Annotated in this window: 21 protein-coding genes; 10 read left to right on the top strand and 11 right to left on the bottom strand. The window is 70.6% G+C overall.

Annotated elements, in window-relative coordinates:
• Positions 1-116: 116 nt before the first annotated feature.
• Positions 117-1,802 carry a ribonuclease J gene (locus ABZ470_RS08925; RefSeq protein WP_352008477.1) on the bottom strand — a complete coding sequence of 562 codons (1,686 nt, stop codon included), beginning with the start codon at positions 1,800-1,802 and terminating at the stop codon, positions 117-119.
• A gap of 155 nt (positions 1,803-1,957) precedes the next feature.
• Positions 1,958-2,884, bottom strand: coding sequence for a 4-hydroxy-tetrahydrodipicolinate synthase (gene dapA, locus ABZ470_RS08930; RefSeq protein WP_352008476.1), 927 nt, complete (start codon positions 2,882-2,884; stop codon positions 1,958-1,960).
• 906 nt (positions 2,885-3,790) lie between these two features.
• Between dapA and ABZ470_RS08935 the strand changes: the two genes are divergently transcribed.
• Positions 3,791-4,510: a GntR family transcriptional regulator gene (locus ABZ470_RS08935; RefSeq protein WP_352008475.1), complete on the top strand. Its 720-nt coding sequence runs from the start codon at positions 3,791-3,793 to the stop codon at positions 4,508-4,510.
• 41 nt (positions 4,511-4,551) lie between these two features.
• Here the strand turns inward: ABZ470_RS08935 and ABZ470_RS08940 are convergent, their stop codons facing one another.
• The gene (locus tag ABZ470_RS08940) at positions 4,552-6,120 is read right to left on the bottom strand and encodes an FAD-dependent monooxygenase (protein WP_362910930.1); all 1,569 of its coding nucleotides are present in this window, start codon (positions 6,118-6,120) and stop codon (positions 4,552-4,554) included.
• Between the two features lie 77 nt (positions 6,121-6,197).
• Between ABZ470_RS08940 and ABZ470_RS08945 the strand changes: the two genes are divergently transcribed.
• Entirely contained in the window at positions 6,198-6,827 is a 630-nt protein-coding gene (locus tag ABZ470_RS08945) for a TetR/AcrR family transcriptional regulator (protein WP_352008473.1), read from the top strand.
• Positions 6,828-6,833: 6 nt separating this feature from the next.
• Here ABZ470_RS08945 and ABZ470_RS08950 read toward each other — a convergent pair whose 3' ends face one another.
• A complete protein-coding gene (locus tag ABZ470_RS08950) occupies positions 6,834-7,160 on the bottom strand; it encodes a helix-turn-helix transcriptional regulator (RefSeq protein WP_362910933.1) in 327 nt (108 codons plus the stop codon).
• A gap of 346 nt (positions 7,161-7,506) precedes the next feature.
• Here ABZ470_RS08950 and ABZ470_RS08955 point away from each other — a divergent pair, with 346 nt between their 5' ends.
• Positions 7,507-7,833, top strand: coding sequence for a hypothetical protein (locus ABZ470_RS08955; RefSeq protein ID WP_362910935.1), 327 nt, complete (start codon positions 7,507-7,509; stop codon positions 7,831-7,833).
• 3 nt (positions 7,834-7,836) lie between these two features.
• On the opposite strand, the gene ABZ470_RS08960 is transcribed toward ABZ470_RS08955, so the two are convergent.
• The 3 genes from ABZ470_RS08960 to ABZ470_RS08970 form a co-directional block, all read right to left on the bottom strand.
• A complete protein-coding gene (locus ABZ470_RS08960; RefSeq protein ID WP_352008470.1) occupies positions 7,837-8,142 on the bottom strand; it encodes an antibiotic biosynthesis monooxygenase in 306 nt (101 codons plus the stop codon).
• 118 nt (positions 8,143-8,260) lie between these two features.
• Positions 8,261-8,737, bottom strand: coding sequence for a peroxiredoxin (locus ABZ470_RS08965; protein ID WP_362774364.1), 477 nt, complete (start codon positions 8,735-8,737; stop codon positions 8,261-8,263).
• 324 nt (positions 8,738-9,061) lie between these two features.
• Entirely contained in the window at positions 9,062-10,003 is a 942-nt protein-coding gene (locus ABZ470_RS08970; protein WP_362910937.1) for a DMT family transporter, read from the bottom strand.
• A gap of 16 nt (positions 10,004-10,019) precedes the next feature.
• On the opposite strand from ABZ470_RS08970, the gene ABZ470_RS08975 reads away from it, so the two are divergent.
• The 7 genes from ABZ470_RS08975 to ABZ470_RS09005 all read left to right on the top strand — a co-directional run bounded on the left by ABZ470_RS08975 (position 10,020) and on the right by ABZ470_RS09005 (position 17,982).
• Positions 10,020-11,399 carry a PLP-dependent aminotransferase family protein gene (locus tag ABZ470_RS08975; protein WP_362911000.1) on the top strand — a complete coding sequence of 460 codons (1,380 nt, stop codon included), beginning with the start codon at positions 10,020-10,022 and terminating at the stop codon, positions 11,397-11,399.
• 127 nt (positions 11,400-11,526) lie between these two features.
• On the top strand, positions 11,527-12,063 hold the full coding sequence (locus tag ABZ470_RS08980) for a CGNR zinc finger domain-containing protein (RefSeq protein ID WP_362910939.1): 537 nt from the start codon (positions 11,527-11,529) through the stop codon (positions 12,061-12,063).
• A gap of 129 nt (positions 12,064-12,192) precedes the next feature.
• Entirely contained in the window at positions 12,193-12,804 is a 612-nt protein-coding gene (locus ABZ470_RS08985; protein ID WP_352008466.1) for a GNAT family N-acetyltransferase, read from the top strand.
• A gap of 23 nt (positions 12,805-12,827) precedes the next feature.
• A complete protein-coding gene (locus ABZ470_RS08990; RefSeq protein WP_352008465.1) occupies positions 12,828-13,706 on the top strand; it encodes a 1,4-dihydroxy-2-naphthoate polyprenyltransferase in 879 nt (292 codons plus the stop codon).
• 138 nt (positions 13,707-13,844) lie between these two features.
• Positions 13,845-15,206 carry a cytosine permease gene (locus tag ABZ470_RS08995; RefSeq protein ID WP_352008464.1) on the top strand — a complete coding sequence of 454 codons (1,362 nt, stop codon included), beginning with the start codon at positions 13,845-13,847 and terminating at the stop codon, positions 15,204-15,206.
• 22 nt (positions 15,207-15,228) lie between these two features.
• Positions 15,229-16,977, top strand: a complete 1,749-nt coding sequence (locus tag ABZ470_RS09000; protein WP_362910942.1) for an adenine deaminase C-terminal domain-containing protein — start codon at positions 15,229-15,231, stop codon at positions 16,975-16,977.
• Positions 16,978-16,980: 3 nt separating this feature from the next.
• On the top strand, positions 16,981-17,982 hold the full coding sequence (locus ABZ470_RS09005) for an adenosine deaminase (RefSeq protein WP_352008462.1): 1,002 nt from the start codon (positions 16,981-16,983) through the stop codon (positions 17,980-17,982).
• 52 nt (positions 17,983-18,034) lie between these two features.
• Here the strand turns inward: ABZ470_RS09005 and ABZ470_RS09010 are convergent, their stop codons facing one another.
• The 4 genes from ABZ470_RS09010 to ABZ470_RS09025 all read right to left on the bottom strand — a co-directional run bounded on the left by ABZ470_RS09010 (position 18,035) and on the right by ABZ470_RS09025 (position 22,423).
• Complete coding sequence (locus ABZ470_RS09010) at positions 18,035-19,540, bottom strand: malectin domain-containing carbohydrate-binding protein (protein WP_362910944.1); 1,506 nt, start codon at positions 19,538-19,540, stop codon at positions 18,035-18,037.
• Between the two features lie 90 nt (positions 19,541-19,630).
• A complete protein-coding gene (locus ABZ470_RS09015) occupies positions 19,631-21,178 on the bottom strand; it encodes a PucR family transcriptional regulator ligand-binding domain-containing protein (protein ID WP_352008460.1) in 1,548 nt (515 codons plus the stop codon).
• A gap of 20 nt (positions 21,179-21,198) precedes the next feature.
• Positions 21,199-21,864, bottom strand: coding sequence for a thiaminase II (gene tenA / locus ABZ470_RS09020; protein WP_352008459.1), 666 nt, complete (start codon positions 21,862-21,864; stop codon positions 21,199-21,201).
• Positions 21,865-21,937: 73 nt separating this feature from the next.
• Positions 21,938-22,423 (bottom strand): GNAT family N-acetyltransferase, encoded by a 486-nt coding sequence (locus tag ABZ470_RS09025; protein WP_362910946.1) that lies wholly within the window; start codon positions 22,421-22,423, stop codon positions 21,938-21,940.

Below are 22,423 nucleotides of genomic sequence, written 5' to 3' on the forward strand. Positions count from 1 at the left end.
CGATCACGCGCAGGCTCGCCGGTACCAGCCTCACCATACGGAACAAAAGCCCCATGGATCCGCCCCCACCGACATGCCGTACGGCCTGCCTGAGCTGGCCGTACGGCGGAGACGGGTCAGACCTCGATCACCACGGGGACGATCATCGGGCGGCGGCGGTAGGTGTCGCTCACCCAGCGCCCGACGGTCCTGCGGACCACCCTGCGGACCTGCTGGATGTCCACGACGCCGTCGGCGGCGTTCTCCTCGATCGCCCTCTCGATCTGCGGGAGGACCTCCGTGAGCCGGTCGGGGTCGATGCCCGACCCCCGGGCGTGGATCTCCGGCCCTCCGGTCAGCTTGCCCGTGCCGGTGTCGACCACCACGACGATGGAGATGAAGCCCTCCTCGCCCAGGATGCGACGGTCCTTGAGGGCGAAGTCGGTGACGTCGCCGACCGAGGTGCCGTCCACGTAGACGTAGCCCGCGGGGACCGCTCCCACGATCCGCGCGCGGCCGTCGAGCAGATCGACCACGACGCCGTCCTCGGCGATCACGATGTGGTCGTCGGGAACCCCGGTCAGCGCGGCGAGCTTGGCGTGCGCCCGCAGGTGACGCCATTCTCCGTGCACCGGCATGAAGTTCGACGGCCTGGTCAGGTTGAGCACGTAGAGCAGTTCGCCCGCGGCGGCGTGCCCGGAGACGTGCACCTTGGCGTTGCCCTTGTGCACCACGCGGGCGCCCCAGCGGCTCAGCCCGTTGATCACCTTGTTGACGGCGGTCTCGTTGCCCGGGACCAGGGAGGAGGCCAGCAGGACGGTGTCGCCCTCGGCCACCCTGATCGGGTGGTCGCGGTTGGCCATGCGCGACAGCGCCGCCATCGGCTCGCCCTGGGATCCGGTACAGATCAGCACGACGTCCTCTGGAGGCCGGCCCTCGATCTCCTTGGCGTCGACGATGACGTCGGACGACACCCTCAGGTAGCCCAGGTCCCTGGCGACGCCCATGTTGCGGACCATGGAGCGGCCGACCAGCGCGACCTTGCGGCCGTGCTTCTCCGCGGAGTCGATGACCTGCTGGACGCGGTGGATGTGGGAGGCGAAGCTCGCCACGATCACCCGCTTCTCCGCGGTGCGGATCACCTCGTCGATGACCGGGCCGATCTCCCGCTCACTGGTGACGAAGCCCGGGACCTCCGCGTTCGTCGAGTCCGACATCAGCAGGTCGACGCCCTCGGCGCCGAGCCTGGCGAACCCGCCGAGGTCGGTCAGCCGCCCGTCGCTGGGCAGCTGGTCCATCCGGAAGTCACCGGTGTGCAGCACGATGCCCGCGGGCGTCCTGATCGCCACGGCCAGCGCGTCCGGGATCGAGTGGTTGACCGCGAAGAACTCGGTCTCGAACGGCCCGAACACGCGCCGCTCGCCCTCGACGACCTCGACCTTGACCGGCTGGATGCGGTGCTCGGTGAGCTTGGCCTCGATCAGCGCCAGCGTCAGCTTCGAGCCGACGATCGGGATGTCACGCCGCTCCCGCAGCAGGTACGGCACGGCACCGATGTGGTCCTCGTGCGCGTGCGTCAGCACCAGCGCCTCGACGTCGTCGAGGCGGTCCCTGATGTACTCGAAGTCGGGCAGGATCAGGTCGACGCCGGGCTGGTCGGGCTCGGGGAACAGCACCCCGCAGTCGACGATCAGCAGACGGCCGTCGTACTCGAAGACCGCCATGTTGCGGCCGATCTCGCCCAGGCCGCCCAGCGCGACGATGCGCAGCGCGCCTTCGGGAAGCTCGGGAGGCGGCCCGAGCTCCGGGTGGGGATGACTCATCCGGCCACGCCTCTCTGGTAGGTGGAGGCGGCCCTCTCCGCCGGCGGGACTGCTCCCTCGCCGAGCACTCCGGTCACCGGCCGGCCACTGTGTCCTCTGTCACTCAAACTTCCGTTTCTCCCCTCTGCGGCCGTCACCGGCCGCCGCGTTCCTTCTCATGACACATCTCCGTCGGGCAGCTTCACGCCACCCGCGATCAAGTCTTCTCTCAGCCGCGCGACCTGCTCCGCCGTGGCGTCGGCCAACGGTGCCCGCACCGGTCCCGCGGAGCGCCCCATCAGGGTCAGCGCCGCCTTCGTCATGATCGCACCGCCCGCCCGCGTCATGACGCCCTCGACCACCGGCAGGATCGCACGGTGTACGGCGAGCGCTCCCGCGACGTCGCCGGAGCGGTACAGGCTCATCATCGTGGCGATCTCGGCGCCCACGACGTGCCCGATGACACTGACGCATCCCGCGGCTCCGACCGAGATCCACGGCAGGTTGAGCGTGTCGTCGCCGGAGTAGAAGGCGAGGTCGGTCGCCGCCATCACCTGGGACCCGGCGAACAGGTCGGCCTTGGCGTCCTTGACCGCGACGATCCGCTCGTGCGCGGCCAGCCGCAGCAGGGTGGCGGTCTCGATGGGCACGCCGCTGCGGCCCGGGATGTCGTAGAGCATGACCGGCAGGCCGGTGGCGTCGGCCACGGCGGTGAAGTGCCGGTAGAGCCCCTCCTGCGGGGGCTTGCTGTAGTAGGGCGTCACCACCAGGAGACCGTGGGCCCCGGCGCGCTCGGCGGCCGTGGCCAGCTCGACGCTGTGGCGGGTGTCGTTGGTGCCCGCCCCCGCCACGACCGTGGCGCGGTCGCCGACCTCCTCGACGACGGCGCGCAGGATGCGCTCCTTCTCCTCGTCCGTGGTCGTCGGGGACTCACCCGTGGTGCCGCTCACGATGATGCCGTCGTTGCGCTGTTCGTCCACCAGGTAGGCGGCAAGGCGCCGCACTCCCTCGTAGTCGACCGAGCCGTCCGCGGTGAACGGTGTGACCATCGCGGTCAGCATGCGGCCGAAGGGGGCGTCAGAGGTTCCAGTTGGCGCTGCCATAGACCGAACGCTACCCGGAACCACGCAAACGGTAGACCCCGCCACCCCGCCTAAGCCCTCTTCCCCCTTCCCTGCCTCGTCAACCCCCACATGGCCCCGCTTCCTCCTCCCGGAAACCCCCCGTTGAAGCCCCCACCGCCCCCGAACTCCAAACAAACCACCAAATAAGACAAACCCCCCAGAAGCCCCCCCGTCAGCCGGAAACGCCCCGAACATCACCACCCCAGAAGGCAGAAATTCTCCCCAAGCCCTCCCCCGGTGCCCCACCCGAGGGCCTCCCGACCCAGCCCCCCGGCGCCCCACGCGAGGAGTGCCGACTTGGACCGAGGAACGCAGGAGCGCAGCGACGCAGTGACGAGGGAGAACACCGACGCGAAGCACCCAAGCCCGCGACGCCGAAGGCGGCGCAAAGAGACACGTCTCGGGCTTTACCGGCCCCAAGTGTGAGGAGTGTCGGCTTGGGCGCGTCGGTGCTTGGACTGAGGAACGCGGGAGCGAAGCGACGGAGTGACGAGGGAAAGCGCCGACTCAGGGCGCCCAAGCCCCGCGACGCCGAAGGCGGAGCAAAGAGACACGGTTCGGGCGCGCCGACGCTTGGACTGAGGAGTGAGGGAGCGCAGCGGACGAACGACGAGGGAAAGCGTTGGCTCGAAGCGCCCGGACCCGCGACGCCGAAGGCGGAGCAAAGAGACACAGAGGCCGCCGATATGTGCTCGGGGGTACACACATCGACGGCCTCTGTAGGTGAATCGAGGCTCCTTACGCGGGCGTTACACAGTCTCTGAGAGATTTTCACGCGCTCTCCGGGAGGCCGCAAAGTTGGAACTCCAAATCGCCGCCATTACCGTGAGTTGTCCACCGAATACGTCAGGATGGGGCGACGCTGTCGAACCCAGGGATGAACACGTGGCAAGCTCCGATCCGGTCTACCTGCGCGTCGTCGCCGATATCCGCCGCCAGATCGTCGACGGCTCCCTTCCCCCCGGCGCGCCGATCCCCTCCCGCGCCCAGCTGACCAGAAAGTACGGCGTGGGCGAGACTGCCGCCCGTCACGCGCTGCGGGTGCTCGCCGCCGAGGGGCTGATCATCGGCCGGGTCGGCTCCGGCCACTACGTGAGGGCCAGGCCGGTGCTGCTGCCGCTGCACCGCTGGCGCTTCCACGATCACCACGCCCCCTTCGGCGCGGACATCCAGTCGCAGGGCACCCGCGCCACCTGGGAGTGGCGGGCCGAGCACACCGAGGCCCCGCCCGGCATCGCCCAGCGACTGCGCCTGGACGAGTCGGCCCCCGTGACCCGTGTCCGCTACGTCTTCCGCGGCGACGGCAGGCCGGTTCAGCTGGCCACCTCCTATGAGCCGACCGGGTTCGGCGAGCCCGCGGCCGAGGAGAACCCCCGGGGTCTGATATCGAGGCTCTCCTCCTTCGGCGTCAAGGTCACCGAGATCGTCGAACAGGTCTACACGCGTGTGCCCCAGCCCGCCGAGAGCGACGTCCTCGCCCTGCCCGCGGGGGTCCACGTCCTGCATGTGGAGCGCACCCACTGGGCGGGCGACCGTCCGGTGGAGACCAGCGACATCGTCATCCCCGGCGACCGTTTCCGCCTGATCTACAACCACCCCCTGTGATGAGCCGCGTCCGCCGGGTCCGGCGCGGGCCCGGCGGACGCTCAGGAGGCCGTTCCCACGGCCTTCGTCTCCGCTTCGGCGCTCCCGCCCGCGCCCGTGACGGCGGGTGCTCCGAACCAGGTGGACAGGGCCGCCCCGAGCGGGACCGGGCTCGGGTGCCCCTCGTCAGCCGCCCAGGCGACGAATCCGTCGGGCCTGACGAGCAGTCCGGCGAGCTGCGGCCTTTCCACGATCGCGCTCCCGACGACCTCGACACGGTCGCGGTAGCCGTACGCCGAGGCGGCGAGTTCCCCTGACGGGTCGAGCAGCAGCGCGCGGCCGGTGTGCATGTGGTCGGCGAGCCTGGAACCGTCGGCCAGCTCCAGGTCGGGGGCGCTCCTGCCGAGCAGCGGGTGGTCACCGGGGATGTCGTAGCGCTGCCAGACCCCGGAGAGCTGTTTGACGAGGTAGGTGGTTCCGGCCACGGTCTCCGCGAGGTTGGTGACCACCGCGCGCAACGCCCTGGCGTGGCGGTCGGGACGCATCACCGCGATCTGGGCGCGGGTCCATTCGAGCACCCAGGCGCCGATCGGGTGACGTTCCGCGGTGTAGGTGTCGAGCAGGTCCTGGGGGGCGTCACCGCGCACGGTCGCGGCGAGTTTCCAGCCGAGGTTCATCGCGTCGCCGAGACCGAGGTTGAGCCCCTGGCCGCCGAAGGGTGAGTGGACGTGGGCGGCGTCCCCGGCGAGCAGCACCCGCCCTTTCCGGTAGGTGCTCGCCTGCCTGGCGTTGTCGGTGAACCGGGTCGCGGTCTTGATGCCGGTCACGACGACGGGCGCCCCGGTGACCCGCCTGATCGAGTCCTGCAGTTCCTCGGTGGTGACGGGGGCGTCCCGGTCCTTGGGCACGCCGCCGAACTCCACGGTCAGGATCCGGCCGGGCATGGGACCGTAGGCGTAGACGCCGGTCGGAGTCGCGTTCCAGCCCAGCCGCAGTTCCTCCGTGCCCTCCATCGCGGCCATGGCCTGATGGGCGGTGATCTCGGGGTCGGTGCCGGGGAAGTCGAAACCCGCGAGCTTGCGCACCAGGCTCCTTCCCCCGTCGCAGCCGACCAGCCAGCCGCCGCGGACCGTGCCCTCGGTGGTGGTGACGGTCACCCCGTCCTCGTCGGCCTCGAAGCCGGTCAGCTCGACTCCCTTGCGTACCTCGATCCCGAGTTCGGCGGCGCGTTCGGCCAGAATCCACTCAAGCTGCTGCTGGCCGACCAGCTTGACGTTGTCGCCGGGGCCGTTCCCGCCCAGGTCGGGGTCGGTGGGGTCGAGCAGGTCCCCCCTGAGCACGATCCCCGCGAAGTGCCCCGCGAACTTCGGCCCGCCCTGGGGCCTGCCCTTGGGGGCGTTCCCCCTCATGAAGGCGGCGAGGTTCTCCTCCTCCGCCGCGCGGAGCGCGGGAAGCAGGCCGCGCCGGTGGAGCGCCTCGACACTGGGCGTGTTGAGCGAACCCGCCTTGACGGTCTGGTCGATCTCGGTCAGCCGTTCGATCACCACGACCGAGACGCCTCCGACCGCCAGCTCACAGGCCAGCATCAGCCCGACAGGGCCGCCTCCGGCCACCACGACGTCGTACGACACACCACACCTCCACGAAAATTCTTACTGCCACTAGAAAGTTACTACGACTAAAAACTTTTATCAACTATAGTCAGCGCATGAGCAGCGAGCCAGGACTCCGTGAGCGGAAGAAGCAGCGGACACGCCAGACGATCTCGGACATCGCCTCCGGGCTCTTCCTCAGGCGCGGGTTCGACAACGTCACGGTCGCCGAGGTGGCCGAGGCGGCGGGCGTCTCGGCGAAGACGGTCTTCAACTACTTCCCGCGCAAGGAGGACCTCTTCCTCGACCGGTTCCCCGAGGCCGCCGAGCTGATCACCAGGGCCATCAGGGAACGCCCCGAGGGTGAGGAGCCGCTGACCGCGCTACGGCGCCTGCAGCGGGAGCTCCTGCGGGACAATCACCCCTTCGGCGCGTTCACCGACGGTTACCGGTTCTTCTGGCAGGTCGTGATCGACTCCCCGTCGCTGCAGGCGCGGGCCAGGGAACGGGCGGCCGAGTTCGAGGAGTTGCTCGGCTCACTGCTGGCCGAGGCCGCGGGGGCACCTTCCGACGACCCATGGTCACGGGTCTCCGCGGCGATGATCGTCTCGGCCTACCGCACGGTCTACGTCACCACCGTGGACAAGGTCTTCGCCGGCGAGCCCATCCAGAAGGTGGTCGAGGAACACGCCGCCCTGCTCGATCGCGTCTTCGACTGCCTCGAACGAGCTCTGGCCCCCTCCTGACGACCGCTACCGCTCGCCGACGTGCTCCAGCGGCTCCGAGGGCGGGTCGTCCAGCTCCCGCACGACGTAGGTGACCTCGGCTCCGATGGCCAGGGCGTAACGCCTGATCGTGGACAGGTGAGGGTCACCGCCGAGGCGCTCGAAGTCGGAGACCGCGGGCTGGGTGCGGCGCATGCGCTCGGCGACCTGAGCCTGGGTGAGGCCCCGCGCCCTGCGCAACCTGACGAGTTCCTCGATGAGCCGCACGTCGCGCTCGGCGGCCCGCAGTTCGCGCCGCGTCTCAGGAGCCTCGGGATCGATCCCGAGCAGCTCGGCGATGTGCGGGTCGATCACGATCAGGCCTCCTTGTATCGGCTACACCTTATGTCCTGGCGTACCCGAAAGGCCCGCGCCTCCCATGATGCATCGCGCTCCCCCATCCCGTGCGCCCCGTTTTCGGCACGGCCGTACGGCATGTGCGCCTGACCTTTTCCCGGACGGGGACCGAAACCGGCCTCGGAGGAATCCGCCGCCGCGGGACGACGCATACGGCTGACCGATAACGAAAAATCCCGCCTTTTCTCCGATCCGGGGGAATTCCACGTATTCACTTTCTTGACACCTCGCTTCCCCGCCTAAGATGCTGACGGGGAAGCCCACAGCCGACAGCCATGGTTCGGTGATGAATAATAATTCTGCGGTGGAATGTCCCGCTTGGTGTGACGGTAACCACGGCAACCGCGACGCTCTCACGACGACCCATCGCACGACTGTCTGGAAAGGCCTGCACCTCACGATCACGGCCAGCCAGACCGTGCGCCCCCACTCACCCGGCGAGCAGGACGGCCCCTCGATCCTGCTGACGATCCCCTACGCCGGCACCAAGCCCGCCGTACGGCTCTCACCCGGCGCGGCCAGGGCACTGGCCGCGATCATCGAGAAGTCCGACGGACGGGGCGGCACCGAGTATCTCGTGGCGGAGTTACGGCACGCGGCGGATCTCCTGGCTCCCATGGAAACCCACTGAGAGTCACCGGCCGGGCAGCTTGGCCGCCAGGATGTTCAGTTTGTTGACCGCGGGGGGCTTGGCGAACAGGCGCGAGGCCTGGTCCTCAAGCGCCTTGGCGATCTGGCCCGACAGATGGGCTTCCCTGCCCGCCTCGTCGGCGAAGGCGTCGAACACGGCGAAGGTCGTCGGTCCCAGGCGGATGGAGAACCACACCGGTGTCCCCTCCTCCATCTCGGCGAGCGCGATCGCCTCCTTGAGGAAGCTCTCGACCTCGTCCTCTTTGCCGGGCTTGGCTTCGATCAGCACGAACAGCCCCAGGGTGACCATTTATCCTCCCGCCGGTCCAGCGAAGGTTTCGCCGTCTCCCCCCAGCGTCTCCACCCCATGACCACGGCTACACCGTGTGATCACCCGGGACCTCTAAAATCACGCCCGGCCGGTCCCGTCACTCCTGCGCGCGGGCCCGCAGAACCTCAAGCGCCCGGTCGGCGTGGGACAGCATGCTGGTCTCGCTGTGGATCACTTCGAGCAGGCGACGGTCGACGTCGATGACGAAGGTCATCCTGCGGGTGAGAAACGGCCCGACCGCGAAGTTACGGCGTGCGCCGAGCTTGCGGGCCACGGCCCCGTCGGGGTCGGACAGCAGGGGAAAGCCCAGGTCGTAGGTGTCGGCGAACTTCTTCTGCCGGGTGACGGCGTCGCGGCTGATGCCGACCGGGTTCGCGCCGACCTCCTCGAACTCCTCCGCCAGGTCGCGGAAGTGGCAGCTCTCCGCGGTGCACCCCGTGGTCATGGCTGCGGGGTAGAAGAACAGCACCACCGGCCCCTTGGCCACCAGATCAACGAGCCGCCGTGCCGTACCGGTCTCGTCGAGGAGCTCGAAGTCCTCGACCACGTCCCCGACCTTGGGGCTTCCCGCCATGACCGTCCTCCATCTGTCGCCGAAGGGCCTGCGTCGCCCGCCCGCCCGTGACCGTGGGGGAACCACCCCCTGCCCGCGGGCACCGGTCTCGCTGACCGTATAACCGCTCCTCCCGTGCCGGGAAGAGACGGTGGGAACAATGTTGCCCTCCGGAACAGTGAACGGCCCCCACGAACGACGCCGGGGGAAACGGATCACTTTCCGATCGGCAGGCGTCAGGCGTTTTCCCCCGCCCTTTCAGCATGCACGGCACCCGTCCGGAACATCGCAATCCGAGAATGGTCACATTCCCCAACAAAGCATCACGATAATTCGGGGAATTCCTCAGGAGCGCGCCCGCTGGCTCACCGCGACGCACACGAGCACGGCCAGTGCCGCGGCGACCGTCACCGGGTCGAACGGCTCGCCGAGCAGGAGCCAGGCCCACAGCAGGGTGAGCAGCGGCTGGGCGAGCTGGGTCTGCCCGGCCCTGGCGATGCCGCCCTTGGCCAGACCCGCGTACCAGGGGATGAAGCCGAGGAACATCGAGATCAGCCCGACGTAGGCGAACCCGGCCAGCGAGACCGCGCTCGGCCGCACCTGCGTGGTCAGCGCCAGCGCGACCGTCAGGGGGACCGTGAGCGGGGCCGCGACGACGAGGGCGTAGGAGATCACCCGCCAGCCGGGGGTCCGCCTGGCCAGACGCCCTCCCTCGGTGTAGCCGGCGGCGGCCGACAGCAGCGCCCCGACCAGCAGCAGGTCGGCGCCGGTGACGTGGCCGCCGCCTCTGCCGACGGTGAAGACCGTGATCGACAGGGCGCCGAGCGCGCAGGCGGCCCAGAACAGCGGCCTCGGCCGTTCCCCGCCCCGCAGGACGGCGCAGACGGCGGTCGCGGCGGGCAGCAGGCCGACCACGACGGCGGCGTGGGAGGTGTCGGCTCCGGCGTCCAGGGCCAGCCCGCTGAGAATCGGGAAGCCGAAGACCACCCCGGCGGCGATGACCAGGTACGACCACAGGTGCTCTCTGGGCGGCAGTAAGGGCGCCCTGGCCACCAGCAGGAACACGACCGCCGCGACGACGGCGACCACGGCGCGCCCGATCGCGACGAGGTAGGGGTCGAACCCCTCCATCGCGAAGACCGTGCCGGGGAAGGAGCCGGAGAAGGTCAGCACCCCCAGCCCCGCGAGCAGGGTCCCGCGCCACGAGGCGCCTCCCTCCGCCGGCGCCGGGGCCTCCCGGCCGACCGCTATCGGGCTGGCGAGCGTAGCGCTACTCTTGTCTCTCATGAATGACGATAGCAGTATCGTCCGATTGGCCGCCATCCTCAGGGAGGAGGCCGGGCGGTTGCGGCCCGGCGACAGGCTGCCGTCGAGCCGCGAACTGATGCGGGTCCACGGTGTGAGTCCGGTGACCGTCTCCAGGGCGCTCAGCAGGCTCGCCACCGAGGGCCGGGTGATCGTCAGGCCGGGCAGCGGGACCTACGTGGCCCCCGCGCAGGCGCGGGTGGAGAACGCCCCCGACCTGTCCTGGCAGACGGTCGCGCTCGGCGACCGGGTGGTCGACGACACCGACGTGGTCGGGCTGCTCACCCCGCCACCCGAGGGCGTCGTCCCGCTCACCGGGGGCTACCTCAACCCGTCGATCCGCCCCGCGCGGGCCCTGTCGGCGGCCGGGGCACGGGCGATGCGACGTCCCGGCGTCTGGGAGGTGCCGCCGCTGGGCGGCCTGCCCGAGCTGCGCGGGTGGTTCGCCTGCGAACTGGGCGGCGACGTGACCGCCGCCGACGTCCTCGTGGTCAGCGGCGGGCAGGCCGCCCTCACCCACGCGCTGCGCGCTCTGGCCGCCCCCGGCACCCCCCTGCTGGTCGAGACACCCACCTACCCGGGGGCGCTCGCCGCGGCGCGGGCCGCCGGGCTGCGGGCGACGGCCGTACCGATGGACGGGGACGGGGTGCGGCCCGACCTGCTGGCCGAGGCGTTCGCCGTCACGGGCGCGCGGGTCTTCCTGTGTCAGCCGACGCTGCACAACCCGACCGGCGCGACGCTCCCCCTCGACCGGCGCAGGCAGGTGCTCGCGGTCGCGCGGGCCGCCGGGGCGTTCGTCGTCGAGGACGACTACGCCAGATACTTCGCGACCTCCCCGGTCCCGCCGCCGCTGGCCGCGCTCGACGAGCACGGGACCGTGGTGCACATCAACTCGCTCACCAAGGTCCTGTCCCCCAACATGCGCGTGGCGGGCCTCGTCGCCAGGGGACCCGCGGCACGGCGGCTGCGGGCGAGCCAGATCGTCGAGTCGTTCTTCGTCGCCAGGCCGCTGCAGGAGACCGCTCTGGAGTTCGTCGGCTCACCGGCCTGGCGCCGCCACCTGGACACGCTGGAGAGCGAGCTGACGGCCCGCAGGAACGCCCTGGCGGGCGCGCTCACCGCCTTCGCCCCGGCCGCGGAGATCCACCTCCTCCCCCGTGGCGGCCTGCACCTGTGGGTACGGCTCCCGCGCCATCTGGACGAGGAGGCCGTGGTCGAGCGGGCCCGGCGGGCGGGCGTCCTGGTGAGCCCGGGACGCATCTACTACCCGGCCGAGCCACCCGGCCCCCGGATCAGGGTCAGCCACTCGGCGGCGGCGCACACGACGGAGCTGACCGAGGGGGTCAGGCGGCTGGCGACGGCGGTCGAGGAGGTCTGAGCGTCCCCGCCCGTGCCCGCCGAGACGAGAGCCGACACCATTGAAATCATTATGCAGGTGTCGATGAGAGAAAAACCTCCTATTGACATACAGTGGTTTCAACAGCGGTTCGAAGAGGTGACTGACCATGGGCAACGCCGCCGACCTGGTGTGCGACTTCGTGAACACCTACGACGTCGAGAGCGCGACCGACTCGATCCCGTCCCCCGCCGCGCTGACCGCCTGGCTCGGCAGGCGCGAGTTGATCGGGCCCGCCGACACGGCGGAGGAGACCGACGTGAGCGCCGCCGTGGACCTGCGCGAGTCCCTGCGCTCCGCGCTGCGGCACAACCACGACCGCGACCAGGAGGCGGCCCCGCCCAGATCGTTCCCCGATCTCGCGCTGCGGGTCGTTCTGACCGAGGCGGGGCCGGTCCTCGAACCGGCCGCCTCCGGCGTCCCCGGCGGGCTCGCCAGGATCGCGGCGGCCGTGATGGAGGCGCACGCCGAGGGCATGTGGCCCAGGTTGAAGGTCTGCACGGAGAGCACCTGTCAGTGGGCCTTCGTCGACTCCTCAAAGAACCGCTCGCGCTCGTGGTGTTCCATGAAGGTGTGCGGCAACCGCACCAAGACTCGGGCATATCGGGCACGGCGCCAGACCGAGACGCAGCCGCGTCATCTCTGAGTCTGATTCCCCGATACGGTGTAGGGGCTGCCTCACGGTTCCACCCGCCTGATGCCCGCTCGCGTGGCACGAGACCCGCGAGGCGGCGTGTCATGGGCGACGGCAGACGGCAGAGAGGGAGCGGGCCGAATGGCAGACGTAGGCGTGCGGGCGGCTCGGCACGATGATGTCGCCGCGGTGGCGAGCACCCAGATTCGCGCCTGGAGATACGGCTACCGGGACTTCCTTCCCGAGGGGCCGCTTGAGCAGATGACCGGCACGGCGGCCGAGGACCTCTGGCGACGGCAGTGGGACGAGGCGATCGTCTCCCCGCCCAGCAGACGGCACCGGGTGCTCGTGGCGGTCGAGAAGGTCGTCCTGGACACCGACGCGTTCCCCGCGCTCGGTCCCGGCGGCATCGCGGCCGCGGCGGCGGCCCTGGGTCCCGAGCGTGTCGTCGGGCTGGCCTCGCACGCCCCGGCGGAGGACCCCGACCTCGATCCGACCACGACCGGGGAGCTGCTGACCTTCCTGGTCGACCCCGACCACATACGGCGCGGCCACGGCAGCCGCCTGCTGAACGCCACGGTCGACCACTTCAGGGAGGACGGCTACCGCACCATCGTGACGTGGGCGTTCGCCGACAACCACGCGGTGCTCGGCTTCCTTGAGTCGGCCGGCTGGGGCGAGGACGGCGCCGAACGGGTGCTGCACATCGGTCGCTCCGTGCGGATGGTCCGCCTGGCCACCGACATCAGCTGACCTTCGAGAGGACGTTCGCAGCCATGGCCACCCCGAGCCAGTGGATCGCCGGAGCCCGCCCGCGCACCCTGCCCGCCGCCGTCGTCCCGGTCGCCGTCGGCACCGGCGTCGCCTTCGGCTACGACGGCGCGGTGTGGTGGCGGGCCCTGCTCGCCCTGTTCGTCGGGCTCGCCCTGCAGATCGGCGTGAACTACGCCAACGACTACAGCGACGGTGTGCGCGGCACCGACGACGGCAGGGTCGGCCCGATGCGGCTGGTCGGCTCGGGAGCGGCCACCCCTCGCGAGGTGCTCTTCGCGGCCTTCGGCTGCTTCCTGGCCGCCTCGGTCGCCGGGCTGGCCCTGGTCGTGGTGACCCGTGCGTGGTGGCTTGTCCTGATCGGCGCGCTGTCGATCGCGGCGGCCTGGTTCTACACCGGGGGCTCGCGGCCGTACGGCTACCGCGCGATGGGCGAGATCTCGGTGTTCGTGTTCTTCGGCCTGTTCGCGGTCTCGGGCACCACGTTCGTCCAGACCGAGTCACTGCCGTGGACCGCGGTCGCCGCCGCGGTCCCCGTCGGCCTGCTGGCCTGCGCGCTGCTGGTGGTCAACAACCTGCGCGACATCGCGACCGACGGCCCCGCGGGCAAGCGCACCCTGGCCGTCGTGCTCGGCGACGGCCGTACCCGCACGCTCTACTCGGTGTGCCTGGTGCTGCCGCTGGTCCTCGCGCTGGCGCTGGTCCCCTGGCAGCCGTTCGCCGCGCTCACCCTGCTCGCCGCCCCGTTGGCCGTCGCCCCCGTCAGGGCGGTCGCCCAGGGTGCCACCGGCCGGGCGCTGATCGCGACGCTGCAGCAGACCGGCCGTTTCCAGCTCGTCTTCGGCCTGCTGTTCACCGCGGGCCTGGCCCTGCACGCCCTGTAGGACTCCCCTCCCGCCCGGCGATCACCTTGGAGACCGGTACAGTCCGGACCCCCTGACCTCGTGTTCTCCGACAACGGGAGCACGCCGCGTGCCCTGGTTCACTGAAGGTGAATGTCCAAGGCACCAGGTGGAGGCGTAGTGGCCGTCGAGCAACGCGGGATCGAGCTGGTCTCGCCGTCCGAGAGGTACGGCAGGCCACGTGACCTGCTGTTCCTGTGGACCGGGACCACCATGGGAGTCTTCACCCTGGTCTACGGGACCGTCGTCGTCTCCCTCGGGCTCAGCTTTCCGCAGGCCGTGCTGGCCATCGTGATCGGCAACCTGCTGTCCTTCCCGCTGGTCGGCCTGACCAGTCTCCAGGGACCGGCCGTCGGGACCTCGACGATGGCGGTCTCCCGCGCCGCGTTCGGCCCCAAGGGCGCCCGGGTGCTCAGCTTCTTCGGCTGGATCAACATGGTCGGCTTCGAGGCGGGCGGCATGGTGCTGATCACCTTCGCCTCGCTGGCCCTGCTCGACCAGGCCGGGATCGCCTCCCAGAGCGCGGCCCTGAAGGTCGGCGTGATCGTCGTCGCGGCGCTGATCCAGCTCGTCCTGCCGCTCGTCGGGCACGCCGCCGTCATGAAGGCCCAGAAGTACTTCACCTGGGTGTTCGTCGCGATGTTCGCCGTCATGGCCGTTCTCGTCGGCCCGAAGGTGCAGGCCACCGCCGGGGGCGGGGCCGACTTCGCCACGTTCACCGTCGCGGTCGCGCTGGTCATGTCGTGCGGCGGCCTGTCCTGGGCCCCGCTGGGCAGCGACTACTCGCGCTACCTGCCCGCCTCCTCCAGCAGGAAGGCCGTCTTCGGTTACGCCGCGCTCGGCGGGCTGGTGCCGTACGTGCTGCTGATGACGCTCGGCGCGGCCGTCGCCACCGTGGTCAAGGACGCGGGCGACCCCGTCTCCGGGCTGCCCGGCGCGCTGCCCTCCTGGTTCGTCGTGCCCTACCTGCTGCTGGCGATCGTCACGCTGTTCGCGGTGAACACCACCGACCTCTACTCCTCCGGCCTGAACCTGCAGGCCTCGGGGATCAGGCTGAACCGTTCGGCCGCGGTCGTGCTCGACCTGGTGATCTGCGTGGCCATCACCTGTGTGGCGGTGTTCTCCGACTCCTTCAACACGATGCTCAACACCTTCCTCGGGCTGCTGATCCTCTGGCTGGCCCCGTGGGCCGGCGTCTACCTGACCGACTGGCTGCGGCGCAGGGGTTCCTACGACGCCGAGGGCCTGTTCGCCGAGGCCGGGCCGTACCACGGGCGTGGGGGCGTCCGCTGGAACGGGATCATCGCGCAGGCCGCGGGCATGGTCGCGGCGGCGCTGTGGATCAACTCGGCGGCCTTCACCGGACCGCTCTCCCAGGCGACCGGCGGCTCCGACCTGAGCATCTTCGCGGGCGTGGCCGTGGCCGGTCTGGTCTACGCCGTGCTGGAACGCCGCCCCGCCCCCGTCCCCGTCCCCGCCTGACCCGCAGAAAGGCCGCAGCGAAATGCCCGACCGCGCCCTGCTCGACGTCGCGTACGGACGACGTCCCGCCGACACGATCATCACCAACGGTGTCCTGGTCAACGTGCTGACCGGCGAGACCTATCCCGCGGAGATCGGGATCAGCGGCTCCCGGATCGCCCTGGTCGGTCCCGACCTGCCCCGTGGCCCCGAGACGAAGATCATCGATGCCCGGGGCGGCCATCTCGTCCCCGGCCTGATCGACGGCCACCTGCACATCGAGTGCAGCAAGCTCTCCGTGACCGGTTTCGCCGACCTGGTGGTCCCCTACGGCACGACCAGCGTCGTCTCCGGCCTGGACCAGATCCTGGTGGCCGAGGGCCTGCCCGGGGTCCGGAGCTGCCTGGACGAGGCCGCGGCCACCGGCATGCGCGTGTGGTGGGGGGCACCCGCCAAGGCCCCCTACACCGTTCCCGAGTCGACCGTCGGGCACACCTTCGGCCCCGCCGAGCACCGGCTGGCCCACGAGTGGCCCGAGTGCGTCGGCATCTGGGAGACCGTGCAGGAGTTCGTCGAGCACGGCGACGAGGCCGTCATGGAGGCCCTCGACCTGGCCGAACGGCACCGGCTCCCGGTCTTCGGCTGCGCCCCGATGTCCGACACACGCCGGATCAGCGGCCTGGCCGCGGCCGGGATCCGCCTGGACCACGAGTCGTACTCGGCGCAGGAGACACTGGAGAAGCTCCGCCTGGGTATCTACGCCATCGTGCGTGAGTCCAGCGTCGCCCACTTCCTGCAGGAGAACATCCAGGTGGTCTCCCAGGTCGGCGCGCGCCGGGTGGCCTTCTGCACCGACGACGTGCACGCCGCCGACGTGCTCGCCGCCGGGCACATGGACAAGCTGGTCCGGATGGCCGTCGAGGCGGGCGTCGACCCGGTGACGGCGGTCCAGATGGCCACGATCAACTGCGCGGAGATGTACCGGATCGACCACCTGGTCGGCAGCATCGCCCCGGGACGCTTCGCCGACGTGCTGATCGTGGACGATCTGGCCGACTTCCAGGTGCGTGAGGTCGTGGCCGGTGGCAGGCTCGTGGCCAGGGACAACGCCATGATCACGCCCACGGCGCCGCCCGCCCGCCCGCCGGTGCGGCCCTTCCCCGTCGCCGAGCTGACCGCGGACGACATCGTGCTGCGCGCTCCCGAAGGGGCCGCCTCGGTCACCGCGCTGGCCATGCGGATGAGCCCCGAGCAGGTCTTCGTCCGCAAGCGGCACGACGTCACGCTCCCCGTGACCGGCGGCGTCGTCGAACCGTCCGTCGAGCACGACGCGCTCTACATCACGGTCGTCGAGCGGTACGGCAAGACCGCCAACCGGCCGGTCGCCCTGGTCAACGGCTTCGGCATCACCAGGGGCGCCATCGCCACCAGCGCCGCCCCCGACGACAACAACATCATCTGCGTCGGCGCCTCCCGCTCCGACATGGCCCTGGCGGTCAACGAGGTCGTCCGGGCGGGCGGCGGCCAGGCCGTCGTCGTGGACGGCGAGGTCCTGCGGTTGCTGCCGCTGCCGGTCGGCGGCATCGTCTCCGACCTGCCCGCGCGGGAGATGGCCGAGGCGGAGAGCGAGTTGGACGATCTGGCCCGCGAACTGGGCTGCGCGCTGCCCTCACCGCTGATGTATCTCTTCTTCCTGTCGATCACCGCGATCCCCGACTACGCCATCACCGATCTCGGCCTGGTGGACTGCGTCGAACTCAAGGTCGTCGACCCGATCCTCTCCTGGAGCTAGAGCATGACCGACTTCATCGCGGGGCTGCCCAAGTGCGAGCTCCACCTGCACATCGAGGGCACCCTCGAACCCGAGCTCAAGTTCGCGCTCGCCGAGCGCAACGGCATCGAGCTGCCCTACTCCTCGGTCGAGGACATCAGGGCCGCCTACTCCTTCGACGACCTGCCCTCCTTCCTCAAGATCTACTACGAGGGCATGGAGGTGCTGCGCACCGAGCCCGACTTCTACGACCTGGCCATGGCCTACCTGCGCAAGGCCGCCTCGCAGAACGTCCGCTACGCGGAGATCTTCTTCGACCCGCAGGCCCACACCTCGCGTGGTGTGCCCTTCGACCTCGTGATCCGCGGCCTGCGCCGTGCGCTGATCGACGCCGAGCGGCAGCTCGGGATCAGGGCGCAGCTCATCATGTGCTTCCTGCGCGACTTCCAGGCCGAGTACGCCATGGCGACGCTGCTGGAGTCGCTGCCCTACCGGGAGTGGATCGTGGGTGTCGGTCTCGACTCCGACGAGAAGGGCAACCCCCCGGTCAAGTTCAAGGCCGTCTACGAGCGGGCCAGGCAGGAGGGCTACCTGCTGACCATGCACTGCGACGTCGACCAGGAGAACTCGGTCGAGCACATCCGCCAGGCCGTCGAGGAGATCGGCGTGGACCGCGTCGACCACGGCGTCAACGTCCTTGAGGACCCGGCGCTGGTCGAGACGCTCCGCGAGCGGGGGCTCGGGCTGACCGTGTGCCCGATCTCCAACGGCTACGTGACGGACTCGACGAAGGCCGACGCCATCCGCAGGATGCTCGACCTCGGCCTGCGCGTCACGGTCAACTCCGACGACCCGGCCTACTTCGCCGGTTACGTCCAGGAGAACCTGGCCGTCCTGGCCGAGGAGCTCTCGCTGACCGAGGAGGACCTCGTCCAGCTCGAACGCAACGCCTTCGAGATCACCTGGCTGCCCCGCCATCTGAAGGACGCCTACCTCGCCGAGCTGGACGCCTACGCCGCCCGCTGAACCAACCCGCTGGAGGCCGCCGCCCGAGTCCGGGCGGCGGCCTCCAGCCGTCTCACGGGGTCACCGGGACGTTCGTCAGGCCGTTGCCGCCCGTCACCGTGTTGCTCGCGTGGACCGTCGTCTCACAGCCGGGGGCATGGTTGGTGACGTTGATCGCCAGCCGCCGGTCACCGGTCGCGCCCGTCAGGTCCGAGACGTTGTCGCGGAAGACGGTGCCGCAGCCCCATCCGGGCCGCTGGGTGTGGGTCTCGTACCCGTTGTTGGTGGTGTTCCTGCCCACGTTGCCCTGGACGAGGACGTCGTTGCCCTTCACGTCGACCCAGGAGTCGTCGTAGTTGGCGCCGGTGAGCCCGCCGCCGTCGAAGGTGTTGCCGACGATCCTGGCGCCCGTCGTGCCCTCCTTGATGTCGACGTTCTCACCGCCGACGTCCGGACCGATCGTGTTGCCGGCGATCTCGATGCGGTCGCTGTTGTCGGACAGGGTGTTGGCCGTGCCCACGTACACGCTCTCCCCCATGCCCCGGCCGTCGTTACCGGTGTCGTAGATGGTGGAGTTCCTGATGACGCCGTCGGTGCTGGAGTTGCGGAAGTGCACGCCCTCCATGTCGAGGTCGTGCACGGTGACGCCGTCGATGACGACGCCCTTCGCCGCGTCGATCATGATCCCTTTCTGGCCGCCGGTTATGGTGACGCCGGTGACGGTCCAGTAGGAGGCTCCGTTGAGGTGCAGGCCGTAGCCGCCGCCCGCGGTGAGGACCGCCCCGGAGGAGCCGGTGATCGTGATGCGGGCGTCGGGCCTGGCCGCCACGGTGGCCTTGAAGTTGCCCGTGTATCTCCCGTCGGCGAGCCGGATCGTGTCACCGGGCAGGGCCGTGCTCAGCGCCGTCTTGAGCCCCGAGGCCGTTGACACCGCGACAACCCGGCCGCCCCCGGGAGACGGCGTGGGCGACCCTGTGGGGGACGCTGTGGGGGACGCTGTGGGCGACGGGGAGGCCGTGGGCGACGGCGAGGGAGTGGCCGTGGCGGCGGTTATCTCGACGGCGGAGACCGTGGCGTGGTTGGCTCCGCCGTTCGCGCTGAACTGCAGGTTCAATCGGCCGTCGGTGACCGCGACGGTGAAGGAGCGGTCGCACGCCGTGAGCCTGCCGCAGTTCGCGTAGATGTCGAAGGCGCCGAGTGCGGTCACCCCCTCGGCCCTGACGTCGAAGCGGCGCTGCCCCGCCGCCGTGGCCCAGTCCTCCACCATCTTCAGGGTGACCCGGTAGGTGCCGTTGGGCAGGTCGAGGGCGTAGCCAGCTCCGCCGCCGAAGGCGTTGTAGGTCTGGTACAGCGCGTCGTCGACGGTGCCCTCGATGGGAGAGGGGATCCGGCCGCCGCCGTAACGGATGTCGTATCCCCGGTCGGCCTCCCAGAGGTTTCCCGAGGAGTCGGTGAGGCCGGGCCCGTTGGCGTCGATCCGGATCGGGAGGACGACCGTGGCGTCCGCCTGGACGGCGGCTCCCAGCGGGATCAGCAGGGTTCCCACGACGGCCAGAGCCCCGATGAGTCGGTGTCTCATGTGGTCTTTCACGTCCTTCAGGCTGAAAAGGGGGTGGATGAGGACGCATTGCGATGCGGACACAGGGTAACCCCGGTGAGGTCCGTGGGATCAGCGCATCCGCAGGGCCAGCAGGAAGTCCACCCGCTCGTCCAGGGAGGTCAGCGACCTGCCGGTGAGCTCCTCGATGCGCTTGAGCCGGTAGCGCAGCGTGTTGACGTGGACGTGGAGCCGGTCAGCGGTCGCCGCCCACGCGCCCGACTCCTCAAGGAAGGTCTCCAGCGTCTCCAGCAGGTCCGTCTGGTGGGCGGCGTCGTACTCCTCAAGCGGGCCGAGCAGCCGGGTCCTGAACGAGCGCCGCAACTCCCCGGGGATGGCGGCGATCAGGGAGCGGTGGGAGCTGACGTCGGCCCCGGTGATCGCCGAGACCCGGCCCTCACCCAGCTCGGCCAGCGTGCGGGCGTGCCTGGCCTCCTCGATCAGGCCGCTCAGCGTGGCCGGGCCGTTGGTCACGCTGCTGACGCCGATCGTGATCCTGGCCTCGCCGAGCCCGGCCTCAAGCGTGGCCGCCCCGGCCAGCAGGTGCGCGGTCAGCTCGTCCGCGGTGTTGCCCGCCAGCGGCACCAGCGCCACGGCGTGCCGGTCCGCGGCGGTCGCCACGCCGGGCGCCAGCGGGCGCAGCAGCTCGTCGAGCACCGCGACCCCCACCTCGTCCGCCCGGTCGATCCCCTCCACGGCCAGCGCGACGGCCAGCAGGCCGTGCTCGGTCTCGATGTGCAGGGTGTGCAGCCGGGAGACCACCCCGGGCAGGTTCGCGTCGCCGGAGGCCAGCAGGTCCAGCAGCTGGTCGAGGACCCGGCGCTCGATGCGGTGGGCCGCCTCAAGGCGGGAGCGTTCGAGCGCCACCAGCGCGGCCAGCTCGACGACCAGGTCCTCATGCTCACCGCCCGCCCGCACCTGCTCACCCGCGTAGGCCAGGAACCAGTTGGCGATCCGGTGCGGGGCCCCCTTGCTGACCGGGAAGACCGACAGCACGGTGCCGTCCGGCTGCGGTGCCGTACCGGGCAGGAAACGGGCGGACAGGAACGCCTGCGCCAGCCGCCCACCGGCCCCCTCGGGCAGCGGCTGCGAGCCGACGACCACCCGGCCCGTCGCCGAGAGCACCCAGCAGGGCACATCCAGCTCCCCGGCGACCGTGGTGACGACCTTGCTCAGGCTGCCGCCGTCGACGAGCGTGCTCGCCAGCCTCCTGCGCGGGCCGTACGGCCTGCTGGGGGCGGCGGCGCCGTACTCCTCGATCAGGGCACGCAGCACGTACTCGGTGAGCGCGCCGAAGGAGACCTCGACGCCGAGGGCCAGCAGCGGCAGCCCCGCCTCGGCGCAGGCGTCGACGAGGTCGGCGGGCGGCACCTTGAGGGCGGTGCCCGAGCAGAGCGCGGCGACCCTGGCCTCGACCAGGGCGGCCACGAACCGCCTGGCGGAGCCGGGCCCGTCATGCCAGGTCAGCTCGGTGAGGACCAGTTCCGCGGGCTTGAGGAAGCGGCCCGGATCGATGAGGTCGGTGGTCGTGACGCCACGGACCCTGCGGTCGAGCAGGTCGTGACCGGTGAGGACCTTCAGCCCCAGGTGATCGACCTGGCACAGGTCCCGCAGGCGCATACCTGTAGGTTAACCGCCGCTCAGATCGGCCACGACTCCCGCCGCCACGCGGCGTCCCAGAACAGCCACTCGTAGCGCGCGGTGGTCAGCGCGTGCTCGCACAGTCGCGCCCGGTCGGCCTCGGGCAGCGTCGCGGCGACCTCGTCGAGCAGGTCGAGCACCCCGGCGACGGTCTCCTGGTAGTGCTCGCCGCCGTAGGTCTCGATCCACCAGGCGTAGAGCGGATCCGGCGAAGACTGCTTCAACAGCGCCTCACCGACCCTGGCGTAGATCCAGTAGCAGGGCACGATCGCGCCCAGCGCCTCGGGGAAGGTCCCGAGGTGACAGACGCGCAGCAGGTAGGAGGCGTAGCCGACGGTCGTCGGGGCGGCCCCCGCCCGGCGCGCCTCGTCCCGGTCGAGACCGAAGGCGGTCAGCAGTTCGACGTGCAGGCTGTGCTCGACCTCGACCGTACGCGCGCAGTCGGCGGCGAAACGCTGCACCGCCGCCGGATCGGCCGCCTTGACCCCGCACGCCGCCAGCGCCCGCGCGTAGTCGGGCAGGAAGTGGGTCTCCTGCACCACGAAGTGCCGGAAGACCTCGCGCGGGAGTGTCCCGTCGGTCAGCCCGGTGAGGAAGGGATGAGCCAGGATGCGTCCGTAGACACCGTCGACCACCCGCCACAGCTCATCGCGAAACCGGCTCACACCAGCGATGCTATCCGCCCGGCCCGGCGAGGGCGTGCCACCGTCACAGAGGCCCGCCCGGTACGGCGCGCCCTCACAGGAGCCTGCGCATCACGACCCGGGGCGCCAGCTCGATGCCCAGTTCCCGTTCGTGGACCACCAGGGCTGCCAGCTCCGGCCCCCACTCCTCCTGTCCCAGTACGGCGAAGCCCCGCCGGGCGTACCACGGCGCGTTCCACGGCACGTCCCTGAAGGTCGTCAGCGTCACCGCGGCCGCCCCCTCGGCGAGCGCGTGCTCGCAGACGGCTTCGAGAAGGCTCCCGCCGGCGCCCCGCCGCCCGTGGGCCGGATGGACCGCCAGCTGGTCCAGGTGGACCTGGCCGTCCACCCAGCCGATCATCGCGAACCCGAACGGCGGGTCTCCGGCGACCAGCACCCGTGCCGGGTCACCGGCCTCCTCGACCATCGTGGTCCCCGGCGGGAAGGTGATGCCGACCTGGGCGAACACCCCGTCGGCCGCGATCTCGACCTCGGCCAGGCCCGGCAGTTCGGCGGCGCTCGCCCATCGGACGTCCGTCAT

Source organism: Streptosporangium sp. NPDC020072 (assembly GCF_040631445.1).
Lineage (GTDB): Bacteria > Actinomycetota > Actinomycetes > Streptosporangiales > Streptosporangiaceae > Streptosporangium.